The following is a 12,973-nucleotide window of genomic DNA, read 5'->3' as shown; positions in this document are numbered from 1 at the left end:
ATAACGGTAACCATAGAGACCTTATGATGACCAATCCATCATTTTTTCAGACCAAACAGTAACCAATAAGTCATTTGAATCCCACTCGTAGTTTTTTAGTTTTAAATATCACTAATCAATAGGTCCTTAAACTTTCCATAATTAGTTTTCCTGTTAATATTCACGATGCAGCAGTGTACAAAGCGTACACCAATCACGGATAATAATCTTCCGCGACTTCATATCGATGATACCGTCTTTTTTCAACTTTGAGAAAACCCGGCTCACACTTTCCCTCGAGGTTCCCACGACAGTAGCAAACTCCTGAATCGTTAAGGGAATCTCAATATCCCATCTATTTAAACCATTATTAAATTTATTTCCCAGACGCTCTAACGTCTTAACGGTCTTCGCATAGACATCTAGCAGGGCAACATCTCTTAATTGTGCAGTCATTTCTCGTAAGGCATCACTCATATAGCTGATCATTTGCATCGATAACTCCGGATGGTTGTATAAATCGCGCTCAAGTTCCAGCTTATCCAAAAATAAAATCAACCCATCCTGAAGCATGGTGGCAGTTGCTGGATAGGTTTCAGTCCTTTTTGTAAACAAACTGGCTTCTGCAAACACATCCCCCTGCTGCTTCACACAGACGATCATTTCATTGCCTTTATCGTCCTTCTTCGTCAGCTTAACCGCACCGGAATGAATAAAGTACACCCCCTTGGCCGCCTCAGCCTCAGAAATAATCTGTTCCCCTTTTTTCAACTCCAGCGTTTGAATCCTTTTTTCAATAATCGACAGCGATTTTTGTGATAACTCCTTAAAAACAACAATTTTTCGAAGTAACGCCGTGTGGGCAACTTCCTGATAAATGGCTAAATGTGGATCTTTTACAAAATCAATTCGACTCATTCTTCTCACCACCTATTTCTCTCATCTCCGTATTGATTACTTCCTATTGTAAAAAATTCCGTCTCCTGATGTAGTGACGAATTTCACAAAACGTTCATTTTTTAAAATCCCGTCATATGACATAGTTTCACAAAACGTTCAAAAACAGCTTAAAAGGTGTGCTCCAGGTCACAATTTTCTTGAGTGTAAGCGTTTAGGATGAAGGTGTTCATTTTATAAGGCTCTTTTCGTAAACTTTGTTGCTTTTGGAGATTTAAAAGGGTCATTTACTAAGTTTCTTTTCGCAAATGTTCTTACGAAAAGATGCCCCGAAGCACCTAGTTATACGGATTGATGAACTTATACGAAAAACATCAATCTTTGCGAAAATAGCCTTTTATAAAAAAGGAGGGAAAAAAATGAATAAGGCCATTATTAGTTTTGTTATCTGTGCATTACTAGGCTTTGGATTAGGCTACTTAGTGTTTGGCGTGATCATGGGGGATTCCGAAAAACAACCTCAAGTGGCACAAACAGAAAAAACTGAAGCAACAGAAACAGCAGCTGCCAAAGAGGAAGCGACAACAGATTCAAAAACAACCACCACGGTTTCTGCCAATGAGGATAACATCCTAAACAAAAAAGGCTGCCTTGGCTGTCACAGTGTTGAAGCTCTAAATATTAAAGGCGGTGCCGTAGGGCCAGACCTCTCCCAGGCATATGCCAACGTTGAAGGCAAACACGGCAAGCCGATTGAAGAATTCTTAAAAGCGCCAACTTCAGCCGTCATGTCAGGCGTAATTGGCAAAAGTCCATTATCAGATGAAGAACGTAAGCAAGTATTAGAACTACTTAAACAAGCTTCTGAAAAATAAAGGTGGTGTACTGAAATGAAAAAATGGATTCCGATTGCATCGGGTCTGCTTGCCGGGTTTGTCGCCGCAACGATCTCGTTTGCCGATTTCTCAGCCAAGACGAATACGGAAGCAGCCTCAACTACAAAGAGCGATGCTGAAAAGGTGTACGTACCATTCGGACAAAAAGATGATTATTACCTCTTTGCGTCTGGCGGCCACTCAGGTCAAATGTTTATTTATGGGGTACCGTCGATGCGTCATATTCGAACGGTTCCAGTGTTTTCACAGGATTCAGCAACAGGGTATGGCTTTGATGAACACTCGAAGAAGTTAATGGGCGGGTACACATGGGGCGACCTCCATCACCCAGCCTTCTCTGAAACGAAAGGTGACTATGACGGTAAATACATGTTCGCGACCGATGTTGGTAACAGCCGTGCCGCCGCCATGGATCTAAAAACGTTCACCGTGAAAGACATCATTAAGGTTCCAAATACAAGCGGCCCGCACTGTGCGGCCTTCGTTACTGAAAACACGGAGTATATGTTCCTGCCGACACGTTTCGCCGTACCACTTGAACACAAATACGAATCGCTTGATGACTACAGCACAAAATACCGCGGCGTGATGTCTGCAGTGACGTTTGACCAAAGCAAAGAAAAGCTACATATTGGCTACCAAGTTGCGCTTCCACCATGGTCCTATGACCTTTCCGATGCGGGTAAAAAAGAATCAGCTGATTGGGCGGTTATGACGACTTATAATACCGAAGAAGCTACCACGAACCTTGAAATAAACGCTTCACAAGCAGACCGTGACTATATTGTTCTGTTTAACTGGAAAGAGCTCGAAAAAATGGTCAAGGAAGGCAAGTACGAAAATGTAGGCGGACAAAAGATGATTTTCCCTGAAAAGCAAAAAGGCGGCATCTATTTAATTCCAGTCGCAAAATCGCCACATGGAGTCGACGTTACACCAGATGGCAAGCACTTTATTGCTTCCGGAAAATTAGCACCAACAATGACTGTCTTCTCGTTTGAAAAAGCATTTAAAGCCGTTGCAAACAAAGACTTCGCTGGGGAACGGAATGGGATTCCAGTCCTAAATTATAAATCCGTAATGGAAAGAGAAGTTAACCCTGAAAATGCCTTAGGACCATTACACACACAATTCGATGACAAAGGTATGGCCTATACAACAATGTTCATTTCTTCTGAGATTGTAAAATGGGATCCAAAAACAGGGGAAACGTTAGACCGTGTTCCTGTTCAATATTCTCCAGGACATTCTGTTGCCGCAGAAGGTGACACCGTGGCACCAGATGGAAAATGGATCATTGCTTTAAATAAGATTGCCAAAGACAGCTACTTGTCGGTTGGGCCTTCCCATCCAGAATCGATGCAGCTCATTGATATCAGCGGCAAAATGAAGGTAGTCCAATCCGCACCAGTCAACCCAGAACCGCACTATGCACAAATGATTAAAGCCGATAAGATCAAAACGATTGAAGTCTATCCGAAGGATGAAAAGAATAAGGAAGCCGTTTATAAGCAGAGCGATACGAAAATCGTCCGCAATGGCAACAAAGTCGATGTATACGGAATCGCGATGCGTTCAAAATTCATCTTTGATGCCAAAGCAAAGCGTCCTGATGTGATTGAAGTAAATGAAGGAGATCATGTCACGATTCATCTGACAAATATTGATTTTGATGAGGATATCACCCACGGATTTGCCATCAACAGCTATAACTTAAACATGGAAGTTCAGCCTGGACAAACCAACACCATGGAATTTGTCGCCAATAAAGCCGGGACCTACCCACTTTATTGCACAAACTTCTGTTCTGCGCTTCACCAGGAAATGACCGGATACTTCCTTGTAAAACCTGCTAAATAATCCGTTGCTGATGGGTATCAATGAAATGATTGATACCCATCTGTGTTTACAACTCTTATTATCTATAAAATCTAGTTGCAGCGCCTAGCCCCTCTTTGGTCCAAGTTAATCTCTTAAGAAGGCAAAAAACGCCTTCTTGAAGAGCTCGCCTTATGCTTGTCAGGGCTCGGCAAGGCGCTTCCACTTCTTAATAAAGGCGATGTTAATATGAAGGGTAAAACGAAAAAATTATCGGTAGTTTCTTCCTTACTACTAGTTGCTTCAACTATTTTAATTGTCCTCTCATTGTTTTTTCCATGGTGGAAAATGGTCTTCGTGGCCCCCCAATATCCTGAAGGGTTAAACATCATCGTGTACCCGAATAAGCTTGATGGGCAAATAGATATCGTTAATGGGCTAAATCACTATATCGGAATGGCAAACTTCAGTGAAAAGAACTTTCCTGAATTATCGTATTTACCTTACCTGGTTGGTGGATTGGCTGCCCTTACGCTTATAACCGCCCTGCTTCGAAAAAAATCAGTCCTGTACGGATTAATCAGCCTTTTTGTCATTGGCGGCGGGCTTGGAATCTATGACCTCCATCATGCCCTGAAGAAGTTTGGCACGAATTTAAGTCCTGAAGCACCGATCAAAATGGATCCATTTGTTCCACCTATTATAGGACATAACACCATTGCAAACTTTCAAACGACCAGCCTGCTTGGCATCGGTACGTATTTGGTGATGGCAGCGTTTATCCTGTTACTCATTCCGTTATGGAAGGATCGAAAATAAATGAAAAAACTTGCGCTCTTCTCTTTCATTTTTTCTCTATTGCTAGTTATGAGTCCTGAGAAAAAGCTGGCCGCCGAAAATTTACAAACAACGATCGACAGCCTGAAAGCAGGGGCGGTCCTGAATCTTGAAAATAAAACGTACCAGGGCAATATTGTCATCGACAAACCGATGACGATAATTGGCTCAAATCATACCGTGATCAAGGGAGATGGAACGGGGAATGTCATTTCGATTAAGGCCCCGCATGTGAAGCTGAGCCACCTGACAGTCACACATGGAAGTATGAACCGAAACTCGGCGGAGGAATATGCGGCCATCAAGATTTACACAAACAAGAATCTTGTCGAACACATCAGCATCCGCGACTCCTTTCACGGTATTTATTTAAGCCAGGCGCACGAGAATACCATTCGTGCCAACGATATTAAAGGTCTGGGGAGAGGTGAAATTGCCTCCCAGGGGAATGGGATTCATGTTTACTATGCTAATGATAATTTGCTAGAAAAGAATACGATTGAAGGCACCCGGGATGGGATGTTCTTTGAATACGCCAATCACAATCACAGCTATGAAAATACAATCAGCCATACAAGATATGGATTGCATTACATGTATTCTGACGAAAACATTTTTAAGAAAAATACCTTCACGATGAATACCGGCGGCGCTGCAATTATGAACTCGAACCATTTGCAGCTCGAAGATAATCAATTCGTCGTAAACTACGGCAACAAGTCCTTTGGATTATTGCTGCTCCAAGCCAATGACAATGATATTGCCAATAATACTTTTTACATGAATCAACGCGGTATGTATATCGATCAAGCGACCCGAAACGAATTTCGCCACAACAAAATCGTTCAAAATCAGATCGGAATTGAACTGTGGGCGAGTTCCAATGAGCAAGTTTTCACGTTAAACCAAATTACCGAAAATACGATTCCTGCTGTAACTCTTGGCGGCACTAGTGACCATAATTCCTGGAGCAAAGATGGCAAAGGGAACGATTGGGGCGGCACGTTCCCCATCACCGATCTAGACCAAGACAGCATTGGGGATTTTCCAATAACCTATCAATCCTCTTTATACCAATTAATCGAAGACCAAGAATTATCCTATTTATTTTTAAAAAGTCCCGCTCTGAAGATTTACGAAAAAATGAACGCTGTACTGACAACCGAAGCAGTCATGTTTCATGACCCGCACCCTCTCACAGCTGCAAAAGGAACCCATGCGAAAGCGATTTTTCTGATTGCCGGCTTACTAGTTGTGGCGATTTTACTAAAGGGGAGACAACGACTATGCATTATATTTGGAAGGAATGGAAGGAAAATTTAAGGGGAAAAGGACTGTGGCTTAGCTTAAGCATTATTGTTCTGATTTCAATCGCGATTTTATTTCGATCCTCCGTCCTTTCATTTGATAAAGGCTATTATGTACTCTTAATCAATTTGTTTGATACGATCATCTATTTTATCCCGATTCTCTGCTTATTTATCGGGGCGTTCTCGATTTTTCAAGAGAAAGAACAAAAGACCTTGATTATGCTATTAACCAAGACAGACCATTTCGGAAGTTTTCTCATAAAAAAAAGCCTCGGGCTCTATGCCGTTGTGCTGATTCCGTTGGTAACATGGTTTTTCATTTATTTGTTATTGCTTAAATTTAATTTTCAACTCGATATGAAAAGTTATTTTATATTTGTCGCGGCGATCGTTTGCATGAGCCTCGTATTCCTGCAAATTGGCGCGGCAATCGGCTCTTTTAGCCGTTCACGGATGCAGATTATCGGCTATACAATTTTTGTCTGGTTCTACTTCTTCTTCTTACATGATTTTATCTTGCTATCGTTCTTACCTGATGTAACGCATGAAAATGTGAAACTATTTTCTTCCGTCTACTTTTTAAATCCGCTTCAGGCTGTTCGAATGTTCCTAGAAACAGGCACAGGGGTATATTCCTTTGGCCATATGTCGAGACTTTTACAAGCGTTTATGTGGACGAAGCCTGCGTTCTTCCTACTCGGAAATCTCTTGTTCTGGCTCATCACTTCATTTTTCACAGCGATTGTTTTCAATCGTAAGGAGGGGTACGAATGATCAAAGTGACAAACTTACAGCAATCTTTTGGAAAAAGGACAGTCTTAGATTCAATCAATCTCGACATTTATCCGAACGAAATCTGTGCATTGGTTGGCCGCAATGGGGCCGGGAAATCGACGTTTATTAGTAGTCTGCTTGGGTTATTGCCGGTTAAGAACGGGGAGATTTTAATCAATGGGATTGCCGTCCACAAGAAAAATGAGGAATGGAAAAGAATAATCGCTTATCTCCCAGAAAAATTCATGCTCTATCCGATGCTGACCGGCCTTGAAAATATGACGTTCTTTGCCGAAGCAGTATCAAAGACCGCTAACCAGGAACGGATTGAGCAGATGCTTCGCTCGGTCAGCTTGTGGGACGACCGCCATGAACAAGTGAAAAAGTATTCCAAAGGGATGCTGCAGCGCCTTGGTTTAGCGATTACCCTTTATCAAGATTCAAGCCTGCTCATTCTGGATGAGCCGACGAGCGGCATTGACCCGCTTGGCAGAAAAGATATCCTAGAGGTGCTCGGTTCCCTTCAGGATAAAACCATTCTACTCTCCTCGCACCATCTGGACGAAATTAAGCAGATATGTACCCATGTAGCTTATTTAGCTAATGGAAAAATGGAAAAATATACAGTAGCAGAGTTTTTACACACTCATCATTTAGGAGGGATCAGCTGATGAAGATACGGCTAATGTTTGCCATCCTTCTTCTGGTTGCGATCGTAACAGGGTGCAGTTCAGAACCAAATTATAAGGTGACAGTCACTAAGGACCTATATTTCGTTAAGGACACGTCGATGCCATTTGAAATAAACATAACCGAGAACAAAAAGGCTGTGAAGGGACTCGATGTGTCCGCCCATTTATCGATGACGGAAATGGATCATGGCAGCTATGATGTAAAGCTTGTTGAAGGAAAAAATGGCACTTATTCTGGTAAAGTGAATCTGCCGATGGGCGGGAAATATGAGGCAGCGTTTACGTTAGAAAAAAACGGTAAAAAGGCAGAGAAGGTAATAGAACTTAACGTCACCAAGCCAAAAGGCGTTGCCAAGGTGAACGGCGACTGGGTTACTGCTGAGGATGTCAGCTTTTATAAGTTTATTAACCAATTACAACTGGCGATCAACCGCGAGAGCGCAGAGGAAAAATACTCGGGCAAGCAGTTAGAGGAAGAACTAGCTTATTTAGACAGCCAGGAAAAAACACTCGAGGATAAAAATCTATTATTAACGCAAATTATTCGTCTCCGCGCGATGGCCTTACTGGCTGATGAAAAGGGTCACAAAGCAGAAGAGACCGAAGTGGATGCAGCCCTCCTCAAAGCACGCGAGCAATATAATCAATTTGAGTCTGCTAAAAAACTGATTAACGAGTATGGTGAAGAGAAGTTCTGGGCAACGGAAAAGAAGCAGTATCATTTGATTGTCATGTCCCAGAAGGTTCAAAAGGACTTAATTGATAAGGCCAAAAAGGAAAATCCAAAAGCCGGCGATCAAGAAATCTACTACCAAGCCCAAAAAGACTACGAAGAACTCCTTGTTTCCCAGGTGAATTCATTGAAGATTGAGATCCTCTAAGGGATTAGCACAGCAAAAAGAGATTGGATATTCCAATCTCTTTCGTTTTTTTACTAGATGGGCTCAAGTTTCCGCTTTTAATCCAGTTTTTTTATCATTTTTGCCGGGTACCCTCCGAAATTTTACTTTGCCTCACTGGTTTTTTCTGTTTTCCCTTTCGATAAAAACCATCCACCTATAGCAATAAGAAGCATAACTGACCAAAAGATTGTATTCCAAATGGGTCCCTCAACAAACTCGTGAGGAATAATGTGCAGTGCTGGATGAGCAAGAGTATGCATTAATAACTTAACCCCTACCCAACCGACAAGTAACATAGCTGCTGTTTCAAGATTAGGACGTTCCGTCAATAGCTTAACGAAGTATCCGGCTGCAAAACGTATAACAATTAAACCTGCAACCGCTCCTAATAAAATAACAATAAATTGAGCCCCGTCCATACCTCCGATATCGCCCATTGGTGTATCTGGCAAGGCAATGACAAGAGCTACTGCAGCTAAAATAGAGTCAACAGCGAATGCGATATCTGCTAATGCAATTTGCGTAACTGTCATACGAAAGCTTTTCCCTTTTTTCTCTTTTTCTCCGTGGTCCTTTTTTAGTAAATGTTTTAATGCGATGAAAATTAAATAAGCTGCCCCAATGGCTTGAACCTGCCAAACGTGGAAAAGATATGAAATAATAAAGATGGCACCAATCCTAAAGATAAAAGCTAATAGCAATCCAATATTAATCGCTTTTTTCTGCTGTTCTTCTGGTAAATGCTTTGCCATAATAGCTAAAACTAAAGCATTATCAGCAGATAATAAACCTTCTAATAGAATCAAAATAATTAAGACCCAGCCATACTCTAATAATAAAGATAGTTCCATATGATCCCCCCTTTACATTCTCACTTCATAACACCAGTATAAAGTATGCTTTAATGAGTTTTATAACGTTTTGCCTGATACCATTCGTATAAATTTTCAACCAACCTATAGCAAGGAAGGTTTCCATTTTTTTATCCAATAGTGTCCCATTGCATCCCATTCCTTATTCCACTCTTCTGCGTCGTTAGCCAAACCCTCCGCTTTTTTGTCAGGGATCAAAAAGAAGGGTGTCAGGCACCATGTGAATTCTTCACATGGTGCCTGACACCCTTTCCGTTCACAAATCTCGTAATAGCACCCGATATAGTTTATCGTCATTCTCATCTGGGTTTCCACGGCCGTCGGTGTTGTTGCTGACGAAGTAGAGGTAGGCGCCGTCGACGTAGAGGTCACGAATTCTTCCTAGTCCAGTAACCACAGGGCTTGTTTGCTTCTGATCCAAGCGAAATTCACGGACGGCGTTACCTCTTAATGCTGCGGCATAAAGCTTCCCATTGGCTGCCGCCAGGCCGGATGGTGCCCATGTTTCATCACCTGACTGATATAAAGGTGTAACCATCCCAGCTTTCTGCTCCGCCCCTTGAATCACCGGCCAGCCATAATTCGCTCCCAGCGTAATCCGGTTGATTTCATCATGTGCCGATTGGCCGTGCTCACTTGCATACAAGGTCTTCCCTACCCACACTAGGCCCTGCGGATTGCGATGGCCATAGCTGTAGACATACGAGTTTGGGAACGGGTTGTCAACTGGAATCGCTCCATCTAGTTTCATCCGCAATATCTTCCCATTCAGGCTCTTTATATCCTGAGCCGTTTCCTGAGTGGTTGCATCACCTGTCGTGATATAAAGCAATTCATCGGGACCGATTTTGAGCCTGCCGCCATGATGATAGGCAGCACTTGGAATCCGGTCGAGCAGGATTTTCTCTTCGGTCCAGACCGAACCATTCGTCCTTAGAACAACCACTCGATTAAATTGTCCCTTCCCGTCATTACTATAGGTATAATAGGCGTACGCTTGATGATTTTCTAGAAACTGAGGGTCAAGAACAAAGCCTAACAGCCCCGCTTCGGCCGCCTTGGCCAGCGGCATCGCTAAACGGACCGGCTGACGTTCTGTTTTACCATTTTCAATCTTCACGATGGTCCCCGTTCGTTCACTGATGTAATATGCTTGATTCACCTTATCAATAGACCAAGGGACATGCAATCGTTCAGCCACCACTTCGACATTTGGCTGGGGAACAACAACCTCATCCCCTTGAATTCCCTCGTCATTTTTTTCAAACAGCGAACAGCCCGACAACGCGGCAACCATTACTAGTAAAATCGAACAAAGCCTCTTCATTGACTCCTACCTTTCCTTAAATAACTTCAAGAATTGCCTTCGCTACGCCGCTTTCTTCGTTGGTGTCTGTAATCTCATCACAAAGAGACTTGATCTCATCACCGGCATTGCCCATTGCTACCGCTCTGCCGGCTTTTTTTAACATTGAAACATCATTATAATTATCGCCAATCGCCATCGTCTCCGCTAAATCCATCCCGTTTGCATTCACAAATGACTCGAGCGCAATCCCTTTTTGGGCATCACGGTGCGTGATTTCCAGGTTTCCATGACCGGAAGAAGCAATCGCAAGTTCTTCTAAGTCTGCTAATGCTTGGTTGGCTGCTTCAAGTCTGTCTGCATCAAACGAGAAGGCAAGTAATTTATAAATTTGATAGTCTTCATTGGCAAAAAGCAATTCATAATCTTCGATTTTATGGACTAATCCATCACGGATTCTTGCCCCTGCTGCCTCGATAATTTCCTCTCGATCCGCTTCGGGGTTAGCACTCATAACAATATCAACGAGAATCGACACGGCCTTGTCGGGGTCAATGGTGAAGGCTCCCTGATTTGTATATACTTCGAAATATACGTCCTTTTCAGCGAGCCTTGATGCTGCCTCTCTAGCTAGTTGTTTACCGATTGGCGTGGCTGAAAGGACGTCCCCCTCTTTGGAACGAATTTCTGCACCATTCACACAAATAACCGGGCAGGTTAAACCTGCCTCATCTAACACATAGGTAGCTTCCTGATACGACCTGCCTGTCGCAACAACGACTTCTACACCCTGAGCCTGCGCTTTTAAAATGGCTTCCTTATTCGCTGTGCTGATTTGTTGAACTGAATTCAATAATGTTCCATCCATATCTGTTGCAATGCATTTAATCAAGTTGTCCACCCTCAATCCTATTCATTATTGCCATTTTAACAGAATATCAAAAACATTATCTCCCAGATGCTCAAGCTAAATACTTACTTCCTTCCCGAACACTTAACGGTGCTAACTTTGTCGCTTCAATAAACTTCTTAACGGAAGCAGGATTCGTCTTAGAATATTCCCGTAATGCCCAGCCAATTGCCTTTTGGATAAAAAATTCCTTGCTGTCTGCATTAAGACGTATGTATTGATAAAGGAGGTCTTCGTTCGTGTTCGCTTTATATTTTAATTGAAAAAGCAGCGCCGCTCTCCGTAACCAGAGATGATCATGCTTGGACCAGCCGTCAATCGTTTCAGCCACGACTTCAGGAAACTTTTCGGCCATTTTTCCAACTGGCTTGGGAGCAATCGCATCGACTGTATCCCACCACGACTTCGTTTGAATCAATTCCTCCATGAAAGGCAGATCCGATTTTTCGAGCTTATTCAATGTCTTTTCCATATAAACCAGTGCCGTATATTGATATTCTCGTTCATCCTTCTCCCAAAGCGCGCGAATAAATTCTTGGTTAAATGGCTCCTTTAATATCCCTGTTGCTTGAAAAAACTGCTTCTCCAACACACTGCGCTCTGGCTTCTTGATTCCAAGAAAGGGAAAGTGGTCTTTCATATATTTCTTCATCGGTCCGGCATTTGCTTCATTGCGATTTTCTTCAAATAGTTGCGTTAACAAATCCATCGTAGACATCATCCAATCTTCCTCTCACAAAACTCCCCACTAGCTATAAAATAATTCTCCTATCTTCCAATATCTCCTTTATTTTTTTCGAATAAACAACCTCGTTGATGCCAAACTAACCATTAGCAGACAAGGAGGGATCAATGATGACGAAGAAATATAACAAAGGCAGCGAGAATCAAAATTCCCCGCAAGCCAGACAATCTCAAACTGAATTCGCGAGCGAGTTTGTCAGCGGTGATAACAGCAAAGGGAATAAACACAACAGAGGGAAGAAAAGCAAAACGAATCCAAATTCTTAATAATAAAAAATCGACTTTTAAAATTGAAAGTCGATTTTTTACTTTTTATTTTCCTGATTTAATTTTATGGATGGGTTATAAATAAATGCCCCCGAAATACCTTCAGACGACTGTTCATTCTCACCTCTAAATTGATCTTGCATTTGGAGGTTTGCAGTTTCCGCTTCAGAACTTCTCTCTGTAGATGCGTGGACCTTCCCATCTTCAAGCTGTTCGTTAATCTTAATGTTCGCTTCAACCGTTTCGTTTGCTGAATTTGTGTCTTTTACCATTATTCGAGCTCCTTTCATTTCAAAGTATAGTGATATCTTGCCCCAATGACCTCTTTGTTACCTATATTTTTCATTTAATTTTGGAATGCATGAGTCCACTTTAAATCTTGAATCTTGAGGACCCAATTTTCACCATAAGAAAGAACTGCCCCAATCAGGACAGTTCTTTCTTATTATTGACAACTAAATGAGCGGATTCTGTTTAAATCCATTCCGTAATATTCCCAGTGGTATCCACGCCAACGATACCCTGCAATCGATGTTCTGCCTACATAGGTTGGATAATACCAGAAGCTTCTTCCATTATTCAACCAAACATAGGTATAACGGTACAGACAGTGCCTTATTCCTCCTGGGTCAACTGCATATAAACCAGCTGATTCATGCGGAATGTAGGTGGGTGGCGGTGCAGTCGGAGGACCATCATAATGTGAACCTCCTCCATGCGGCGGCGGTTGGTGTCCTCCTCCATGCGGCGGCGGTTGGTGTCCTCCTCC

The 12,973-nt window shown here is 42.3% G+C and carries 14 protein-coding genes and 1 pseudogene; 8 read left to right on the top strand and 7 right to left on the bottom strand.

All coding sequences use genetic code 11. The annotated features are described in order from the left end of the window. Positions 1-153: 153 nt before the first annotated feature. Complete coding sequence (locus V7137_RS00630) at positions 154-897, bottom strand: Crp/Fnr family transcriptional regulator (RefSeq protein ID WP_335455637.1); 744 nt, start codon at positions 895-897, stop codon at positions 154-156. Between the two features lie 398 nt (positions 898-1,295). Between V7137_RS00630 and V7137_RS00625 the strand changes: the two genes are divergently transcribed. The 7 genes from V7137_RS00625 to V7137_RS00595 all read left to right on the top strand — a co-directional run bounded on the left by V7137_RS00625 (position 1,296) and on the right by V7137_RS00595 (position 8,084). Next, the gene (locus V7137_RS00625; protein ID WP_335455635.1) at positions 1,296-1,751 is read left to right on the top strand and encodes a cytochrome C; all 456 of its coding nucleotides are present in this window, start codon (positions 1,296-1,298) and stop codon (positions 1,749-1,751) included. A 15-nt stretch (positions 1,752-1,766) separates the two neighbouring features. Continuing rightward, positions 1,767-3,632 carry a Sec-dependent nitrous-oxide reductase gene (gene nosZ, locus V7137_RS00620; RefSeq protein ID WP_335455632.1) on the top strand — a complete coding sequence of 622 codons (1,866 nt, stop codon included), beginning with the start codon at positions 1,767-1,769 and terminating at the stop codon, positions 3,630-3,632. Between the two features lie 207 nt (positions 3,633-3,839). Next, positions 3,840-4,409 carry a hypothetical protein gene (locus V7137_RS00615; protein WP_335455629.1) on the top strand — a complete coding sequence of 190 codons (570 nt, stop codon included), beginning with the start codon at positions 3,840-3,842 and terminating at the stop codon, positions 4,407-4,409. Next, positions 4,410-5,750: a nitrous oxide reductase family maturation protein NosD gene (nosD, locus tag V7137_RS00610; protein ID WP_335455626.1), complete on the top strand. Its 1,341-nt coding sequence runs from the start codon at positions 4,410-4,412 to the stop codon at positions 5,748-5,750. Further along, positions 5,714-6,511: an ABC transporter permease gene (locus V7137_RS00605; protein ID WP_335455625.1), complete on the top strand. Its 798-nt coding sequence runs from the start codon at positions 5,714-5,716 to the stop codon at positions 6,509-6,511. Before nosD ends, V7137_RS00605 begins: the two co-directional genes overlap by 37 nt. Then, the gene (locus V7137_RS00600; protein ID WP_335455622.1) at positions 6,508-7,182 is read left to right on the top strand and encodes an ABC transporter ATP-binding protein; all 675 of its coding nucleotides are present in this window, start codon (positions 6,508-6,510) and stop codon (positions 7,180-7,182) included. The genes V7137_RS00605 and V7137_RS00600 overlap by 4 nt, the downstream gene beginning before the upstream one ends. Next, positions 7,182-8,084 carry a FixH family protein gene (locus tag V7137_RS00595; protein WP_335455619.1) on the top strand — a complete coding sequence of 301 codons (903 nt, stop codon included), beginning with the start codon at positions 7,182-7,184 and terminating at the stop codon, positions 8,082-8,084. The genes V7137_RS00600 and V7137_RS00595 overlap by 1 nt, the downstream gene beginning before the upstream one ends. A gap of 122 nt (positions 8,085-8,206) precedes the next feature. Here V7137_RS00595 and V7137_RS00590 read toward each other — a convergent pair whose 3' ends face one another. The 4 genes from V7137_RS00590 to V7137_RS00575 form a co-directional block, all read right to left on the bottom strand. Continuing rightward, positions 8,207-8,956 carry a TerC family protein gene (locus V7137_RS00590; RefSeq protein ID WP_335455616.1) on the bottom strand — a complete coding sequence of 250 codons (750 nt, stop codon included), beginning with the start codon at positions 8,954-8,956 and terminating at the stop codon, positions 8,207-8,209. A 277-nt stretch (positions 8,957-9,233) separates the two neighbouring features. Then, positions 9,234-10,304 (bottom strand): PQQ-dependent sugar dehydrogenase, encoded by a 1,071-nt coding sequence (locus V7137_RS00585; RefSeq protein ID WP_335455614.1) that lies wholly within the window; start codon positions 10,302-10,304, stop codon positions 9,234-9,236. Between the two features lie 16 nt (positions 10,305-10,320). Beyond that, positions 10,321-11,184, bottom strand: coding sequence for a Cof-type HAD-IIB family hydrolase (locus tag V7137_RS00580; protein ID WP_335455611.1), 864 nt, complete (start codon positions 11,182-11,184; stop codon positions 10,321-10,323). Positions 11,185-11,245: 61 nt separating this feature from the next. Further along, positions 11,246-11,914 carry a DNA alkylation repair protein gene (locus V7137_RS00575; protein ID WP_420490069.1) on the bottom strand — a complete coding sequence of 223 codons (669 nt, stop codon included), beginning with the start codon at positions 11,912-11,914 and terminating at the stop codon, positions 11,246-11,248. A 134-nt stretch (positions 11,915-12,048) separates the two neighbouring features. Between V7137_RS00575 and V7137_RS00570 the strand changes: the two genes are divergently transcribed. Continuing rightward, the gene (locus V7137_RS00570; RefSeq protein ID WP_335455608.1) at positions 12,049-12,204 is read left to right on the top strand and encodes a hypothetical protein; all 156 of its coding nucleotides are present in this window, start codon (positions 12,049-12,051) and stop codon (positions 12,202-12,204) included. 38 nt (positions 12,205-12,242) lie between these two features. On the opposite strand, the gene V7137_RS00565 is transcribed toward V7137_RS00570, so the two are convergent. Next, positions 12,243-12,476 carry a hypothetical protein gene (locus V7137_RS00565; RefSeq protein WP_335455605.1) on the bottom strand — a complete coding sequence of 78 codons (234 nt, stop codon included), beginning with the start codon at positions 12,474-12,476 and terminating at the stop codon, positions 12,243-12,245. Between the two features lie 173 nt (positions 12,477-12,649). Beyond that, positions 12,650-12,973: pseudogene (locus V7137_RS00560) on the bottom strand (hypothetical protein); the annotation flags it as partial.

It is taken from the genome of Neobacillus drentensis, assembly GCF_036962765.1.
Taxonomy (GTDB): Bacteria; Bacillota; Bacilli; order Bacillales; family Cytobacillaceae; genus Neobacillus; species Neobacillus drentensis_C.
This window is presented reverse-complemented; position numbering and strand designations above follow the sequence as displayed.

Bases quoted from the DNA above. Each gene is read 5' to 3' on its own strand.
- nosD (WP_335455626.1), top strand. From the start codon at position 4,410: ATGAAAAAACTTGCGCTCTTCTCTTTCATTTTTTCTCTATTGCTAGTT.
- V7137_RS00630 (WP_335455637.1), bottom strand. From the start codon at position 897: ATGAGTCGAATTGATTTTGTAAAAGATCCACATTTAGCCATTTATCAG.
- V7137_RS00570 (WP_335455608.1), top strand. From the start codon at position 12,049: ATGACGAAGAAATATAACAAAGGCAGCGAGAATCAAAATTCCCCGCAA.
- V7137_RS00595 (WP_335455619.1), top strand. From the start codon at position 7,182: ATGAAGATACGGCTAATGTTTGCCATCCTTCTTCTGGTTGCGATCGTA.
- V7137_RS00600 (WP_335455622.1), top strand. From the start codon at position 6,508: ATGATCAAAGTGACAAACTTACAGCAATCTTTTGGAAAAAGGACAGTC.
- V7137_RS00575 (WP_420490069.1), bottom strand. From the start codon at position 11,914: ATGATGTCTACGATGGATTTGTTAACGCAACTATTTGAAGAAAATCGC.
- nosZ (WP_335455632.1), top strand. From the start codon at position 1,767: ATGAAAAAATGGATTCCGATTGCATCGGGTCTGCTTGCCGGGTTTGTC.
- V7137_RS00625 (WP_335455635.1), top strand. From the start codon at position 1,296: ATGAATAAGGCCATTATTAGTTTTGTTATCTGTGCATTACTAGGCTTT.
- V7137_RS00605 (WP_335455625.1), top strand. From the start codon at position 5,714: ATGCATTATATTTGGAAGGAATGGAAGGAAAATTTAAGGGGAAAAGGA.
- V7137_RS00585 (WP_335455614.1), bottom strand. From the start codon at position 10,304: ATGAAGAGGCTTTGTTCGATTTTACTAGTAATGGTTGCCGCGTTGTCG.
- V7137_RS00615 (WP_335455629.1), top strand. From the start codon at position 3,840: ATGAAGGGTAAAACGAAAAAATTATCGGTAGTTTCTTCCTTACTACTA.
- V7137_RS00590 (WP_335455616.1), bottom strand. From the start codon at position 8,956: ATGGAACTATCTTTATTATTAGAGTATGGCTGGGTCTTAATTATTTTG.
- V7137_RS00565 (WP_335455605.1), bottom strand. From the start codon at position 12,476: ATGGTAAAAGACACAAATTCAGCAAACGAAACGGTTGAAGCGAACATT.